Below are 14,298 nucleotides of genomic sequence, written 5' to 3'. Positions count from 1 at the left end.
GTGCAGCAGAGGGGACAGTGCTCGAAAGATGACGGAGGGGAAAAGAATGCCTGATTTGCTGGAAACGCTGATTGTCGGTTCTCTGGGGGTCAACTGCCTGATCATTGATTGCGGCAACGGCGAGGGGGTTGTGGTCGATCCCGGGGCCGAGCCGGGGAGGGTCATTGCTGCCGTCAATCGGAGCAAACTCAAGATCACTCATATTATCAACACCCATGGTCATTTTGACCATGTTGGCGGTAACAAGGCGTTGCTGGAAGCGACCGGGGCAAAGCTGATGATTCATGCAGCTGATGAAGCACAGCTGGTGCGGGCTGCCGAGGTTTCAACCATGTACGGCCTGATGGCGGAAAATTCCCCGATGCCGGACATGCACCTTGAAGACGGCATGGTTGTGACTGTCGGCACTACTGCCATAAAGGTGATCCACACCCCCGGTCACACCCCTGGTGGCTGCTCCCTTTATTTTGCCGACCGGAACCTGGTTCTCACCGGCGACACCCTTTTTGCCGATTCAGTCGGACGTACTGATCTTCCCGGGGGATCGCACGATACGTTGATTGCATCGATTAAAAACAAACTTTTTGCTCTTCCCGATGATACTGTGGTGATTCCCGGTCATGGACCCTCGACCACCATCGGCAAAGAAAAGAGAGAAAACGAGTGGCTACGTTAGGCGGCCTCGCAAAATGGATCGGGGTAAGCATATGCTGAAAGGTAAAATAGTAATCCTCGGGGTGACCGGCGGTATTGCCGCCTACAAGGCGGTTGAGCTGCTGCGCCTGCTGACCAAGGCCGGCGCCGTGGTGCATGTCATCATGACCAAAGCGGCCACCGAGTTTGTGGCACCGCTTACCTTTCAGACCCTTTCCGGCAATCCGGTCCATCTGGAGCTGTTCAACCTGATTTCCGAGCAGGAGATCGGCCACATCTCTCTGGCTGATCGGGCTGATCTGTTTCTGGTGGCTCCGGCAACGGCAAATTTCATCGGCAAGGTTGCCAATGGCATCGCCGATGACCTGCTCACCACAACGATCATGGCGACCAAGGCCCCGGTGCTGATTGCGCCGGCCATGAACTGCAATATGTTTGATAACCCGATCTACCAGGAAAACGAACAGAAACTGCGCAGCAGCGGCTACCGGTTTGTTGATCCGGTTACCGGTCAGCTCGCCTGCGGCTGGGAAGGCAAAGGGAAGATGCAGGAGCCTGTCGTAATTTGCGAGGCGGCAATAGCTCTCCTCGCCAGGCAGGACCTGGCCGGGGAAACCGTGCTGGTGACGGCCGGTCCCACCAGGGAAGAGATCGACCCGGTGCGTTTTGTCAGCAACCACTCTTCCGGTAAGATGGGATATGCCATTGCCCGCGCAGCAAGGCGCAGAGGGGCAAAGGTAATTCTGGTCAGCGGTCCGGTATGCCTTGAGTCGCCTTACGGCGTGGAAACGGTGCGGGTAAAAACGGCAGTTGAAATGCGCGATGCCGTTATGTCGCGGGTAGCCGAGGCCGGCATCGTGGTCAAGTCTGCGGCAGTGGCGGATTACCGGCCGGTAAAGCGAGCCGGATCGAAAATAAAGAAATCGGACGGGGCGCTCTCAATCGAACTGGAAAAGAATCCCGATATCCTGGCAGAGATCGGCCAATCGAAACAAGGGGCGATCGTGGTGGGGTTTGCTGCTGAGACTGACGATTTGCTGGCCAATGCCGGGAAAAAGCTGGAAAAGAAGAATCTGGATATGATTGTTGCCAACGATATCGGTGAGCCGGGGGCAGGGTTTGATCTGGATACCAATATTGTGCGGATTCTTTATCGGGATGGGAGAGTCGAGGAGCCGGGGATAATGTCCAAGGATAATCTGGCTGACTTCATCATCGATCGAATCCTGCTTTTGAAGAGCCGGAGCAGTGATTGATGGTCGTCAGCATCACGCTGCCGCCAGAATCTCCCTGAGCAGGTCAGGGTCGCAGATTGCATCGCGTAGCTTGTTACCGATCTCCTCGACCTGCGAGTTGGCGTCTTCCCTGGAAATTTTACCGCTTCGGTAAAGCAGCCGCAGATTTTTTCTGATCCCCTCTGCTGCTGTGATGGCTCGTTCACCGGTGGGGTCTGCTGCCAGGTAACACGACCCTTCCATGTCGCCGAGAACATCAAGAACCGCTGTTTTGGAGAGTTCGAGGAATTCATCCCGCTCGCCTTCTTCCAGGCTGAACCGGGAAGCCTCGTTGAGCGTTCGGATCGCTTGCTGCCACTTTTCCAGACGGGTCAGCAGCATAATGGAATTAAAAATCCGCTTGTTGGTACCAAACGAGAACAGGGTGCTGGCAACGACGCTTCTGAGCAGTTCGTCGTTGTCTTCAAAATGATCCCGCGCCACGGTCTTGCCAGTTTCCCAGATCTCGCGATCAACGAAGCTGTCGAATCTCACTTCCCAGTAAGCGTGCTTCAGGGTAAGGGTGGAAAAACTGCCGATTGTCTGCAACGGGACATAGTAGTTGTGGGCGATGGTGTCTGCCGCCAGATGCGCCAGATAGCCATAAGCACAGGCCTTTTGCTGGTCGGTAGCGGCATGGCTCAGGACTTTCTGGCCGACACGCCAGCGATGGCAGTTCAGCAGGAAATGAGTGAACTTTTTCCCTACCGTGATATCAGCGGCCAGGCAGCCGTAGAGAAAATCGTTGGGATATGCGCCAATGATAGAAGCTATGGTTGACGGGAGCAGAGAAAGATTATTCAGGGCGTATGTGCCTAGCAGGAGGTGGGTTCCCCCTCCCCAGGCAAATGCCGAAGAGGGTATGGCCAGAACTGCAAGCAGCGCGAACAGGAGAGCGTGCATGTCTAATACCTTAATTCAAAATACCGCTAATGTAAAGGGAGCTGTGGCTGGTGTCGCCGAAGAGGCGGAATCGGTACTTGCTTCGGTAAAGGCATACCTTGCAGACCTCAGTGAAAGCGGAGTGGACGAACTTCCCCTCACCGTTTCTCCGCTGGTCTCTGCAGCGGAACGTGACATGTTACTTGGTCCGCCGCCTGATATCATTGACGGGATGGCGGGCGCTGAGACTCTCGACATGATCCGTCTTGATCTCGGAGATTGCCGGCGATGCCAGTTGGGGAACACCCGCACCAACCTGGTGTTCGGTGTCGGCAATCCCAATGCGCGCTTGGTTTTCGTTGGCGAGGGGCCGGGCCGGGACGAGGACCTGCAGGGAGAACCTTTCGTCGGCGAGGCTGGCAAGCTGTTGACCAAGATCATCGAGGCGATGGGGCTCACGCGAAGCGATGTTTATATCTGCAATGTTGTTAAATGCCGTCCGCCCCAGAACCGGGACCCGCTTCCTTCGGAGATCGAGGCTTGTTCGTCGTTTATGTTGCGGCAGGTCAAGGCGATCAACCCGTCGGCAATAGTCGCTCTGGGCAAGTTCGCAGCGCAGACCCTGCTTGGAGTCAAAACCCCGATTTCAAGGCTGCGGGGGGCTTTCCAGGATTATCACGGCATACCATTGATGCCGACCTTCCATCCGGCGGCCCTGCTGCGTGACCCGGCACTGAAGCGCGACGTCTGGGAGGATATGAAGCAGGTGATGAAGAAGATCGGGATGGAACTCCCTGCGCAAAAGACCGGTGCTGCTGGTGTCGAGCAACCGTGAACTATATCGCGGATCTCCATATCCATTCACCGCATTCACGGGCCACCAGCAAAGCAAGCAGCCTGGCAGGACTTGCCGGCTGGGCCGCAGTCAAGGGGATCAATGTCGTCGGCAGTGGCGACTTTACCCACCCCGCCTGGATCAATAGCCTGAAAGAAGAGCTTGAACCGGCGGAGCCCGGTTTTCTTCGGCTCAAACAAGGGCGCGTCGCGCCTGGGGCACTGCCTGACGTGGCAGCTTCCCCGGCAGACGTCCGGTTTCTCCTTTCCGCCGAGGTAAGCTGCATCTACAAACGCGCAGGCAAGGTGCGCAAGGTCCATAACCTCCTTTATGTGCCGGATGTTGCATCGGCAGAGCGGGTCAACTCCCGGCTGGCAGCAATCGGCAATGTGGTATCCGATGGTCGCCCGATTCTGGGGCTGGACTCGCGCGATCTGCTGGAGATCCTCCTGGAAGAGGCGCCGGATGGGGTCCTGGTCCCTGCCCATATCTGGACGCCGTGGTTCTCCATTTTCGGCTCAAAGTCAGGGTTCGACTCTGTAGAGGAATGTTTCGGCGACCTGGCCCATCATGTCTTTGCCCTTGAGACCGGCCTCTCTTCCGATCCGGCAATGAACCGGCTCATCTCCCGGCTCGACCGGTTTTCTCTGATCTCAAATTCCGACTGTCATTCCCCCCAGAAGCTGGGTCGCGAGGCCAATCTCTTTACTACCGGCTTTGACTACTTTTCCCTCTGGCAGGCCGTCAGAGAGAATAGCCGAAAAACCTTTGCCGCCACGATCGAGTTTTTCCCGGAAGAGGGTAAGTACCATGCCGACGGTCACCGGGAGTGCAAGGTCTGTCTGGAGCCGCACGAATCACGGCGCGCCAATGGCATCTGTCCAGTTTGCGGCAGGGGCTTGACCATCGGGGTGCAGCATCGGCTTCTGGAACTGGCGGATCGAAAGCTTCCGCTTTATGGAGATAATGCCCCGGCAGTATTCAGTCTGATACCTTTGCCGGAAATAGTTGCCGAGATCCTGGGGGTAGGGGTCGCTTCAAAAAAAGTGGCTGAGCGCTACTGCCGGATTATAGCCCGGTTCGGCTCCGAGTTCGAGCTGCTGCTCAATGCGGAACTTCCCGAAATCAGCCAGTTTTCTCCGGTGCTTGGCGAGGCGGTCGACCGGATCAGAAGCGGCAGGGTGATCAGGAAACCTGGTTATGACGGCGAATTCGGCGTTATCAAGGTCTTTGCCGAAGGTGAGCCGCTGGAGCATATGGGGGCACTTGGAGGAAAATAATCAAAGTCGCGATATAATGGAGCAATAACCCTGCAAGGGGCAGACTTTGCTGCCGGTTTTTGGTGGCAGTACCTCGAAGCTGTTGCTGAGAGTAGTCCGATTATTTTTGCCATTTCCGTCAAAAAAGGGGGTTGTCATGTCAGTGCTGCAGGAGTTCAAGGCCTTTGCCGTCAAAGGTAACGTGGTTGACCTGGCTGTCGGTGTCATTATTGGCGGGGCCTTCGGCAAAATCGTTACTTCCTTTGTCAGTGACGTAGTCATGCCCCCTTTAGGGCTGCTCATGGGGAAAGTGAATTTCTCCGATCTCTTTGTCGACCTCTCCGGCAAGGGGTTTACCACGCTGAAAGCCGCCAAGGACGCCGGTGCGCCGGTTATCAGTTACGGCTTGTTCATCAATACCATCATTGATTTTGTGATTATCGCCTTTGTTATTTTCATGGTGATCAAGCAGATCAACCGGTTCAGGAAAGAGCCGGCACCGGCACCCCCCAATACCAAGGATTGTCCTTTCTGCTGCGTGGCCATCCCGCTCGCAGCCAAACGCTGTCCGCAATGCACCTCGGCGCTGGAATAAGTGATTGGCAGTGACTTGTACCGTCAATAATTGCGAGGTTTCCGATGAATGACGACTCTCCATTGTTGCACCCGTTCCAGCATCCAATACTGATTGTTGACGACGATAATTTCATGAGAACCATCATCGAGGCGAGTCTCAAGGCTGCAGGGTATCAGGTGGTCACCGCCCGGAACGGTCATGAGGCGCTGGAGACCTTCCGGGGTGGTTATTTCCCCATTGTCATGACCGACTGGGTAATGCCGGAGATGGATGGCCTGGAACTGTGCAAGGCGATTCGTGCCGATGATTCTGGACGGTACACCTACATCATCCTGCTCACCTCGCAGGGGTCAAAGAATGACCTTATTGCCGGGCTGGACGCCGGGGCTGATGAATACCTGGTTAAACCTCCCCATCAACAGGAACTGTTGACCAGAATCAAGACCGGACGACGGATTATCGAGCTTGAGAGCAAGCTCAACGACTTTGCCCGGCAGGTTGAAAGTCTTTCGCTGGTCGATTCGCTGACTGGAGTTTTCAACCGGCGCTACATGGAAGAGCGGATTCCATCGGAGATCAAGCGGGCCTATCGCTATGGCCGTGCGCTGTCGGTGATCATGATCAGTATCGATTGCCTGGATCAGATGATTACGACTAATGGCTTTCTTGCTGGCGATCTGCTCCTCAAGAGCAGCGCCGGTTGCCTGCTCGAGTCGGTACGCAAGGAGATCGACTGGATTGCGCGTTACTCGGAAGACCGATTTGTTGCGGTACTGCCGGAGACCGATGCCCAGGGGGCCATGATTCTTGCCAAGAGGCTCAAGATCAGAATTGGCTCGCAGGTGTTGGCTAACCTTAAATCTGAGCTGAAAGTGTCCACCAGCATCGGCGTCTCAGGGTTTACCCCGACCGGAGAGAAGGAAGGGTTCAGTATGCAGATGTTGCTCACTAAGGCTGAGGACTGTCTGAGCCAATCGATTGCCGAGGGTGGCGACGCCATCAAAGGGGTCCAGATCAAATAGTTGTTTCGGGAGAATATAAAGGATGTATGAAGCAATATACGACAGGCCGGTGACTGCCGGAGAGGCGCTACCCTTTGCTCTCCCTGGCTGGATTGCCTGCGCGCCGTTTGAAGAGTACCTGGAGATGACCATTGAAGAGGCCGGCGCAGGGAGAGCCGTGCTTACCATGCCTTTCAGGGTAAAGCATGCCCAGGGGAAAGGGTTGATGCACGGTGGAGCAGTTACTTCCCTTGGCGACACGGCGGTTGCCATGGCGATCAAGAGCTTGCTGCCGGTTGATACCAATTTCGTCACTACCGAACTGTCGCTCAAATTCCATGCAGCGGTTGTCGGCGGCGGCTTAAAAGCGGTGGCAACAGCGGAACAGCTTGATGAACGGAGCTTCAAAGGGGTGGCGGAGCTGTTTGATCTCCAGGGGGTGAAGGTGGCAACCTTCACCGCCCTGTTCAAGATCCCGAGGTCAAAGGCCTAGCTCGGACGTGATGATCTCCAGGTAGGAATGGATGCTGCTGGCGCTTTCCAGGGACAGGGCATGGGCCGCTACTTCCCGGGCCGTTTCCAGCGAGACCTTCCTGATTACCTGCTTTATTACCGGGATGGCGGGTGCGGAAAGGCTGAAATCGGTAATTCCCATCCCCAGCAGCAGTACTGCTGCTATCGGGATGGAGGCCATTTCGCCGCAGATCGATACCGGTTTCTCTTCAGCGGTTGCCACGTCCACAACCCGCTTGATTGCGTGGAGAACCGCCGGGTGGAACGGGTCATAATAGCGCTTCACCTTCGGATTGTTGCGGTCGGCCGCCATGGTGTACTGGATAAGGTCGTTGGTGCCGATGCTGAAATAGTCCACTTCGTGTATCAGTATATGGGCCGTCTGCACGGCCGCCGGAAGCTCGATCATGATTCCCAGCTGCATCTCCTGGGAATAGGGAATTCCGGCACGGTGCAACTCCAGACAAACCTCGCCGATGATCTCCTTTATTTGCCTGATTTCGTCGATCCCGGAAACCATGGGAAACATCAGACTTGCCTGGCCATGTACCGATGCCATCAGGACTGCTGCCAGCTGGTCACGGAAGATGTCCTGCCGGTCCAGTGAGACCCTGATGGAGCGCCACCCCATGAACGGGTTGTCTTCCTTGGGATAGTCGAAGTAGGGGAGCCCTTTGTCTCCTCCGATGTCCAGGGTCCGGATGTTGACCGGAAAGCCGCTGAATCCTTCCAGGATTTTTTTGTAGATTTCGAACTGTTCACCCCGGTTGGGAAAGGATTTCCTTGCCATGTACGGGAATTCGGTCCGGTAGAGTCCCACCCCGGCGGCACCGTTGGCCAAGGCTACCTTGATGTCGGACAGCAAGCCGATGTTTGCCCGGAGATTCATCCGGCAGCCATCGGTTGTTATGGCCGGAAGATCGCGCATCCCTTCCAGTTCACGCTGCCGCTGGCTGTGGTCTCGCTGCAGCCTTTCGTATTCGGTTTTTATGCCGGCATCGGGGTTGATGTAGATATGGCCGGAGGTGCCGTCAATGATCACCTCATCCCTAGGGCGCACTGTTTTCAGCAGCCCTTCGATCCCCAGCACTGCCGGAATGCCGAGCGACCGGGCCATTATGGCGGCGTGGGAGTTCACGTCCCCCTTTTCGGTGATAATGCCGAGCACCTTGTCGGTGTTCAGGGTTGCCATATCCGAGGGGAGGATGTCGTCGGCGACAATGATCTTTTTGTCCCGGAGCCGGGTGCGGGACTCTTTCCCTTCAAGACAGTCGATGATCCTCCGCCCGATGTCGAGCATGTCGGCCGATCTCTGGCGCAGGTAAGGGTCTTCCATGTTGGAAAATGCCGTGACATAGTGGTCGATGACACTTTCCACTGCCGCTACCGCCCCGCAATCACTGTCGATCGCCTCGATGATCCGGGCGGTGACCCCCCGGTCTTCCATGATCATCAAGTGGGAGTGGAAGATGGCGGCGTCTTCCTTGGAAAGGGTTGCAGCGACCCGTTTTTCCATGTAAAGCGTCTGGATTTTGGCCTTTTCCAAGGCAACCAGAAAGCGCTTTTTTTCTTCTCCCCGGGAGAGGACTTTTATCGCCGTCCGTGTTCCTTTTCGTTCCCCCTGGTGATCCAAAATATAGAGCTTGCCCCAGCAGAAGCCGGGGGATGCCGAAGAGCCGGTCATGGACCGGCGTTGTTCCTTGCCGTTTTTCGCAGGCTGGCGCTCTTTACCAACCGCTTCCTGCTGTGCTCTTGCCAATTCGCGCTCAAAAAACGCCCGCTCTTCTTCCTTTGATCGCACCGAATCAAGCAGCTTGGCATTGATGACGATACTGGAGATCTGGTAGGCGATGGTGGCAATGGTGCTTATTTCGTGCTGGGTGAAGCTCCTGGCTTCTTTGGTCTGAACAACAATGACCCCGACCGGCGTTTTTCTCTCAAACAGCGGTACCCCCAGAAATGAGGTGAACTTTTCTTCGCCGGTTTCCTTGAAATACTTGTAGCGCGGATGGGCCGGCGCATTCTCGATGTTGACCACGCCGCGCTGCTCAACAACCAAGCCAGTGAGACCCTCGGAGATCTTCATGGTGATCTTGCCGATCGCGGATTTTGCAAGGCCTTTTGATGCCTGCAGAGTCAAGGTTTCCCCGTCATGCTCCAACAGGTAAATTGAGCAGACATCGCTTTTCATCCTTCTGGCAACCAGATTGACGATATTGTCGAGAGTCTCCTGGAGATCGTGGGAATGGAGGATCAGTCCGCTGATATCTTCCAGGGTGCGCAGGCCGATTGCCTCATGTTCGTGGTGCATATAAATGTCCTTGATTCATTTGTAATTAATATATTGTAACTTCTAAATGCCCAAGTTAAAGGGGGGAGGATATTTTTTTGCGCTTTTGTAGCGCTCTGGCCCTGCTTCTGATATAGTTCGGGCAATTGATTTGACGAAAAGGAGATACAATTTATGGGGGCTACTTTTGAGGAGTGCCTTGCAAAGGGGATTTCACTGGCAGAGGCTGGCGATAACTCGGGCGCTGTTACTGCATTCGGCAGATGTACCGAACTCGAGCCGGAACATGCCGAAGGCTTTTGCTATCTTGGCGAGTCTCTTGCTGCTGCCGGCAAGACCGACGAGGCTATCGTTGCCTTGCAGCGGGCCATAGCACTTGCTCCTGACGATGTTGATGCTCTTATTTCGCTGGGCGACCTGCTTTTTGAGACTGGCGACCACAAGGGGGCGATTCAGCAGTATAAGAAGGTTGTGGATATCGACCCGAAAAACGCCGATGCCTTTGTGAATATCGGGCTGGTTTACAGTAAAATGGAGCGGGTTGATGATGCGATCAAGGCCTATGAGACGGCCCTGGAGATTGAGCCGGACAATGTCTTTGCCTATAATGCAATTGGCGATGCCTGGTATGGCTTGGGGGAGAAGGAGAAGGCCATTGCCGCTTTCAGCAAGGGGATCGAGATTGACCCTGAAGATGCTGCCGCGCATTTTAATCTCGGAGAGCTTTACTACGATCTCGAAGAGCTGGAAGAGGCCGAGGATGAGTGCCTGGAGGCTGTCAGGCTCGATCCGGAGTTTACCCTGGCCTACCTTACCTTGGGCAGCCTCAGCATGGACCAGGAAAGAGTAGCTGATGCAATCAAGTATCTGGAGTTATATCTGCGTTATGAAACATCACCGCAGGCCGAGGAGATGGTTGCCGAGGTAAAAGCTGTGCTGGAAGGGCTTAAGGCAGAATCGGTTTAACAACCTTCACCGGTTTCAATTGTTGATTTTTCCGGTACAATTAGAGAACAGTTCACTGGTAAAGGAGATGGCTATGCAAGATAGAGACAAGACAGTAATGGTTGGGGCGTTGATGCTGGTAGCCGGAGGTATCATGGGGGCCGGGGTTGCACTGCTTTTTGCCCCGCAGTCTGGCAAAAAGACTCGTCAGGACATTGCCCGCTATTCACGGAAGGCCAAGCGCCGGGCGGAGGATATCGTCGATGATTTCTCGGAGAGCGTCTCAGAACTGACCGAAGCTGTCAGCGAGAAGGCATCAGAGATTCTGGACAAGGGCAAGGATGTTGCTGCAGACGCAAAACGTGAACTGCTGCGGGCGATCGAAGAGGGCCAGCACAAGCTGGAAAAGCAGAAGAGCCGTCTGTCAAAGATTATCGGCTGATTACCGTTGCCGGGGCGGGTTTTTCCCGCCCTTCCTTCTCCAGCAGATAAATATCGCCGTAATAAGCGGTGACCTCTTCCTGGGTATCATCAGTGTCGGTCATCAGTGCTATCGCGCCTATCTCCGGAGGATCTTCGCCGAAGATCTTGCGGTAGTCTTCAAAAATGTTCCGTTCTTCTTTTACCCACTGTCCGACTTTCTCGGGCCCAGACTCAACAATAACAATCATTGCATTACTGGTGTAGGGGCTGGGATGGGTCGATTCCTTCGGCGCTTTTGATGCCCATGCGTAGGTAATTGCCCTCATCCGCCAGAAGGATCGCGGGAATACTACATAAATCCTGGCGGGGAAATCGTCGCCTTCTTTCTTTTTGATGTCTTCCTTGGTTATCAGGTTATCGATTTTCCACGACCAGCGGAGCATCGGGAACTTTTTGGCGTCAACCGTCATTTTTTTTATCAGCCCGGATGCTGCCTTGACGCTGTGTGCCTTGAGGACGGTCTTATCCCCATCCTGGGCAAGGCTATAGCTGGTTTTACCCTTGAATTTCTTGTCAGACCAGCCGGTCAGATCGCCGGTACTGAACTTGCCGGGATGCAGCGGCTCCGCAGCTGATGATAACGCCGGAAGCAGCAAGATGACAATGAGGAGGAAGCATTTCATGGCAGAGGTCAATGGGTCAGGAGGTCTTGTGGCAATCGCTGCAGTGGCGTGACGGCCCTTTGCTTTCTTTTCGGTGGCAGCCGATGCAGAGCTTGTGGCCGGATTCGTGGTCAAGCTCGAAATGTTGCGGAGGCCCTTCATGGCATGCCTTGCATTCATAGAGCAGGCGGTGCATCCGGTGATCGAAATAGACATCGCCATTATAGGCAGAAAATTTCATTGCATATGCGCTGACCGACCAGAAACTGACAAGTAAAAAAACGAAAATTAAAGGGCGATTCATTGGTTGCTCCCTAGACCGCAATGCCTACTAAATGGCCTTCTTCAGGTAAATAAGATCCAGTTAAATTGATACTAATAATGCACCGACGGTGCAAAGTCAACGTTTATCGCCGTAATTACAAGGCTTGATAAATATTTTCCAGTTTACTGCATATCTATGATAAATACCGGACATTGCCACACACAGGGGACAGAATGTCGGAAAAGAAGAATATTGCCAGGGCTGCAGGGGTTTTGGGTGCGGCAACCATCCTTTCGCGGATCATGGGCATGGTTCGCGATATGGTCGTATCAAGGCTGTTTGGTGCAGGACTTTATACCGATGCGTTCTTTGCTGCATTTCAGATCCCCAACATGCTCCGGAGATTTTTTGCCGAGGGGGCGCTCACCTCGGCCTTTGTCCCCACCTTTTCCGAGACTCTGAGCCGGGACGGGGAGCAGGCTGCCCGCGAACTCGCCAATATCTGCTTTACCCTGCTGACAGTTATCATGGCAGGGATTACCGTTGTCGGTATTGTTTTTTCCCCCCAGATCGTCGGTCTCATGTTTCCCGGCTTCCGGGAGATCCCGGAAAAATTTGAGCTGACCATCCTTCTCAACCGGCTGATGTTTCCCTATATCTTTTTTATCAGCCTGGTTGCCTTGTGCATGGGGATTCTCAACACGGTGCGTCATTTCTTTACCCCCGCAATTTCGACGGTCTTTTTGAATATAACCATGATTCTCTGTGCCTGGCTTTTGCACGACCGTTTTGCCGTGCCTATCACCGCACTTGCCGTCGGTGTTCTGGTCGGCGGGCTGTTGCAGTTGCTGCTGCAACTTCCGACTCTGTATCGACTGGGGTTTCCTCTGCGCCCCTCGTTTTCCTTCAGCCACCCGGCAGTCAGGAGGATTTCTCTCTTGATGGGGCCTTCTATCTTCGGGGTCGGGGTCTATTACCTGAATATTACCGTAGGGAACATCCTTGCATCTCTGTTGCCGCAGGGGAGCGTCTCCTATCTTTATTATGCCCAGCGGTTATTCGAGTTTCCGCAGGGGATTTTTACGGTATCGGTGGCGCAGGCAGTGTTGCCCTCCATGAGCCGACAGGCAGCAGACGGGGATCTGGCGGCGCTTAAAGATACCCTGTCATTTGGTCTCAGGCTGACGCTTTACATCACCATCCCGGCAATGGTGGGGCTTATGGTCTGTGCAACGCCGATATTCAGCCTGCTGTTCATGGGTGGGGAATTCGGCTTCGACAAAGCACAGCGGTGTGGCGAGGCGCTAATCTTCTACTCGCTGGGGCTCTCAATCGTGGCCATGGTCAGGGTGGTCGTCCCGGCTTTTTATGCCCTTAAAGACACGCGAACCCCGGTTTTTACGGCATTTATCGCTTTTGTTCTGAATGCGATCCTGAGCCTGATCCTTATGCGACCGTTACTGCATGGCGGCCTTGCCTTGGCGTCAACGCTTTCCGCCCTGGGGAATGTGGTTCTGCTGGCGTTCTTTCTGCGGAAGAAGATCGGTGCTTTCGGCGGTCGGGCAATCGCTGTTGTTGCGCTCAAATCCGGTGTCGCCTCGCTGCCGGTCGCGCTACTCTCCTGGTGGGCCATGTCGCTCATTGATTGGTCCCAGACGGGAGGTCGCCTGTCGAAGGCTTGCTTAATGGGGGGCACCGTTATCTCAGCTGCGGTTCTTTATGTTGCTTGTACCTGGTTGCTGCGCTGCAGCGAGGTTGATGACGCATTGGCTATGGTGCGGAAGAAATTAAGAAGGAGGAGTTAACATGAAATCGGCACTGCTTGATGGTTGCTACTCGCTTTACCGCTGCTCTCTTGGCTGGGGTGCCGTTGTTGCCGACGCCGGAGGGCTGGTTGCAGCACTGCTTCCTTTCGGCGAGCAGACCAAAGAGGCCATCAAGAGCGATATTGCCGGTCATTGGCCGGAAATAGGGGAGGGGAGCGGTACTGCTGCACAAGCTGCAACTTTGCTGGCAGCCTACTTTGCAGGAGATAAGGTATCGTTTGACCTACCGATAGACCAGAGCCGCTTTACAGAGTTCCAGCGCGAAGTGTATGCCGCCGTATCCGCTATTCCCTATGGCTCGGTCAGGAGTTATGTTGAAGTTGCGGCCGCCGTTGGCCGGCCTGCTGCCGCAAGGGGAGTTGGTGTCGCTATGGCAACAAACCGGCTGCCGATCATAATCCCTTGTCATCGGGTGATCGCAAAATCCGGTCACCTTACCGGCTATTCGGCAACCGGAGGTCTTGATTCCAAGTCCTGGTTACTGAAACTTGAAGGGGTGGAGCTGTGTGACAAGTTCAGGGTTCATCGCTCTCTGCAGTGATAACCGGGGCTATTACCAGGATTTTCCAATCCAGATTCTGTTTTCGATGATATAATTCAGAAAAAACGGAGGTGTCGCAATGTCAACTCCTCAAATTACCCCCAATACCGTCCTCATGAACCCCGCTGAAGTAAATCCCCATGCCCAGACTGCCCAGATAATGACGGTGGCAAAAGCGAAAGATGCCTTCCTCAAGGCCGAGGAAAAGGCAAAGTCAGATTCGGTCAATATTTCCAAAGAAGCCTTGAGGATGTCGAAAGAAGCACAGGACATTGAAGACGAGGCTGAATACGACCGCCGCCGTAAAGCAGAGGAGGATCGTCAGGAACAGGTTTAACGCTTGCTTGCGAT

Annotated in this window: 16 protein-coding genes; 12 read left to right on the top strand and 4 right to left on the bottom strand. The window is 54.6% G+C overall.

Features of this window, described 5'->3' with window-relative positions; genetic code table 11:
- Positions 1–46 precede the first annotated feature (46 nt).
- Positions 47–676 carry an MBL fold metallo-hydrolase gene (locus tag KI809_RS00865; RefSeq protein WP_214169633.1) on the top strand — a complete coding sequence of 210 codons (630 nt, stop codon included), beginning with the start codon at positions 47–49 and terminating at the stop codon, positions 674–676.
- A gap of 31 nt (positions 677–707) precedes the next feature.
- The gene (gene coaBC, locus KI809_RS00860; RefSeq protein WP_214169632.1) at positions 708–1,910 is read left to right on the top strand and encodes a bifunctional phosphopantothenoylcysteine decarboxylase/phosphopantothenate--cysteine ligase CoaBC; all 1,203 of its coding nucleotides are present in this window, start codon (positions 708–710) and stop codon (positions 1,908–1,910) included.
- 12 nt (positions 1,911–1,922) lie between these two features.
- Here the strand turns inward: coaBC and KI809_RS00855 are convergent, their stop codons facing one another.
- The gene (locus tag KI809_RS00855; RefSeq protein ID WP_214169631.1) at positions 1,923–2,831 is read right to left on the bottom strand and encodes a zinc dependent phospholipase C family protein; all 909 of its coding nucleotides are present in this window, start codon (positions 2,829–2,831) and stop codon (positions 1,923–1,925) included.
- Here KI809_RS00855 and KI809_RS00850 point away from each other — a divergent pair.
- From KI809_RS00850 to KI809_RS00830, 5 genes are all read left to right on the top strand, one after another.
- The gene (locus tag KI809_RS00850) at positions 2,830–3,645 is read left to right on the top strand and encodes a uracil-DNA glycosylase (RefSeq protein ID WP_214169630.1); all 816 of its coding nucleotides are present in this window, start codon (positions 2,830–2,832) and stop codon (positions 3,643–3,645) included. The two genes, KI809_RS00855 and KI809_RS00850, sit on opposite strands and share 2 nt — an antisense overlap.
- Entirely contained in the window at positions 3,642–4,925 is a 1,284-nt protein-coding gene (locus KI809_RS00845; protein WP_214169629.1) for an endonuclease Q family protein, read from the top strand. The genes KI809_RS00850 and KI809_RS00845 overlap by 4 nt, the downstream gene beginning before the upstream one ends.
- A gap of 136 nt (positions 4,926–5,061) precedes the next feature.
- Positions 5,062–5,499 (top strand): large conductance mechanosensitive channel protein MscL, encoded by a 438-nt coding sequence (mscL, locus tag KI809_RS00840; RefSeq protein ID WP_214169628.1) that lies wholly within the window; start codon positions 5,062–5,064, stop codon positions 5,497–5,499.
- A 44-nt stretch (positions 5,500–5,543) separates the two neighbouring features.
- Positions 5,544–6,503 (top strand): diguanylate cyclase, encoded by a 960-nt coding sequence (locus KI809_RS00835; RefSeq protein WP_214169627.1) that lies wholly within the window; start codon positions 5,544–5,546, stop codon positions 6,501–6,503.
- Between the two features lie 22 nt (positions 6,504–6,525).
- Positions 6,526–6,975, top strand: coding sequence for a PaaI family thioesterase (locus tag KI809_RS00830; RefSeq protein WP_214169626.1), 450 nt, complete (start codon positions 6,526–6,528; stop codon positions 6,973–6,975).
- Here KI809_RS00830 and ptsP read toward each other — a convergent pair.
- Entirely contained in the window at positions 6,964–9,306 is a 2,343-nt protein-coding gene (ptsP, locus tag KI809_RS00825; RefSeq protein WP_214169625.1) for a phosphoenolpyruvate--protein phosphotransferase, read from the bottom strand. The genes KI809_RS00830 and ptsP overlap by 12 nt on opposite strands.
- Before the next feature lie 153 nt (positions 9,307–9,459).
- Here ptsP and KI809_RS00820 point away from each other — a divergent pair, with 153 nt between their 5' ends.
- Together KI809_RS00820 and KI809_RS00815 are read left to right on the top strand one after the other, a co-directional pair.
- On the top strand, positions 9,460–10,251 hold the full coding sequence (locus tag KI809_RS00820) for a tetratricopeptide repeat protein (protein ID WP_214169624.1): 792 nt from the start codon (positions 9,460–9,462) through the stop codon (positions 10,249–10,251).
- Between the two features lie 73 nt (positions 10,252–10,324).
- Positions 10,325–10,672, top strand: coding sequence for a YtxH domain-containing protein (locus KI809_RS00815; RefSeq protein ID WP_214169623.1), 348 nt, complete (start codon positions 10,325–10,327; stop codon positions 10,670–10,672).
- Here KI809_RS00815 and KI809_RS00810 read toward each other — a convergent pair.
- Both KI809_RS00810 and KI809_RS00805 read right to left on the bottom strand, forming a co-directional pair.
- Positions 10,662–11,336, bottom strand: coding sequence for a DUF3047 domain-containing protein (locus KI809_RS00810; protein ID WP_214169622.1), 675 nt, complete (start codon positions 11,334–11,336; stop codon positions 10,662–10,664). The two genes, KI809_RS00815 and KI809_RS00810, sit on opposite strands and share 11 nt — an antisense overlap.
- A 16-nt stretch (positions 11,337–11,352) precedes the next feature.
- Complete coding sequence (locus KI809_RS00805) at positions 11,353–11,619, bottom strand: cytochrome c3 family protein (RefSeq protein ID WP_214169621.1); 267 nt, start codon at positions 11,617–11,619, stop codon at positions 11,353–11,355.
- A gap of 194 nt (positions 11,620–11,813) precedes the next feature.
- On the opposite strand from KI809_RS00805, the gene murJ reads away from it, so the two are divergent.
- The 3 genes from murJ (at position 11,814) to KI809_RS00790 (ending at position 14,284) form a co-directional block, all read left to right on the top strand.
- Entirely contained in the window at positions 11,814–13,385 is a 1,572-nt protein-coding gene (gene murJ / locus KI809_RS00800; RefSeq protein ID WP_214169620.1) for a murein biosynthesis integral membrane protein MurJ, read from the top strand.
- A 1-nt stretch (position 13,386) separates the two neighbouring features.
- Positions 13,387–13,947 carry a methylated-DNA--[protein]-cysteine S-methyltransferase gene (locus KI809_RS00795; protein ID WP_214169619.1) on the top strand — a complete coding sequence of 187 codons (561 nt, stop codon included), beginning with the start codon at positions 13,387–13,389 and terminating at the stop codon, positions 13,945–13,947.
- Positions 13,948–14,026: 79 nt separating this feature from the next.
- Complete coding sequence (locus KI809_RS00790) at positions 14,027–14,284, top strand: hypothetical protein (RefSeq protein ID WP_214169618.1); 258 nt, start codon at positions 14,027–14,029, stop codon at positions 14,282–14,284.
- Positions 14,285–14,298 lie beyond the last annotated feature (14 nt).

It is taken from the genome of Geoanaerobacter pelophilus (assembly GCF_018476885.1).
Taxonomy (GTDB): Bacteria; Desulfobacterota; Desulfuromonadia; order Geobacterales; family DSM-12255; genus Geoanaerobacter; species Geoanaerobacter pelophilus.
Note: the sequence above shows the minus strand (reverse complement) of the source record. Positions and strands in the feature narration are given on the sequence as shown.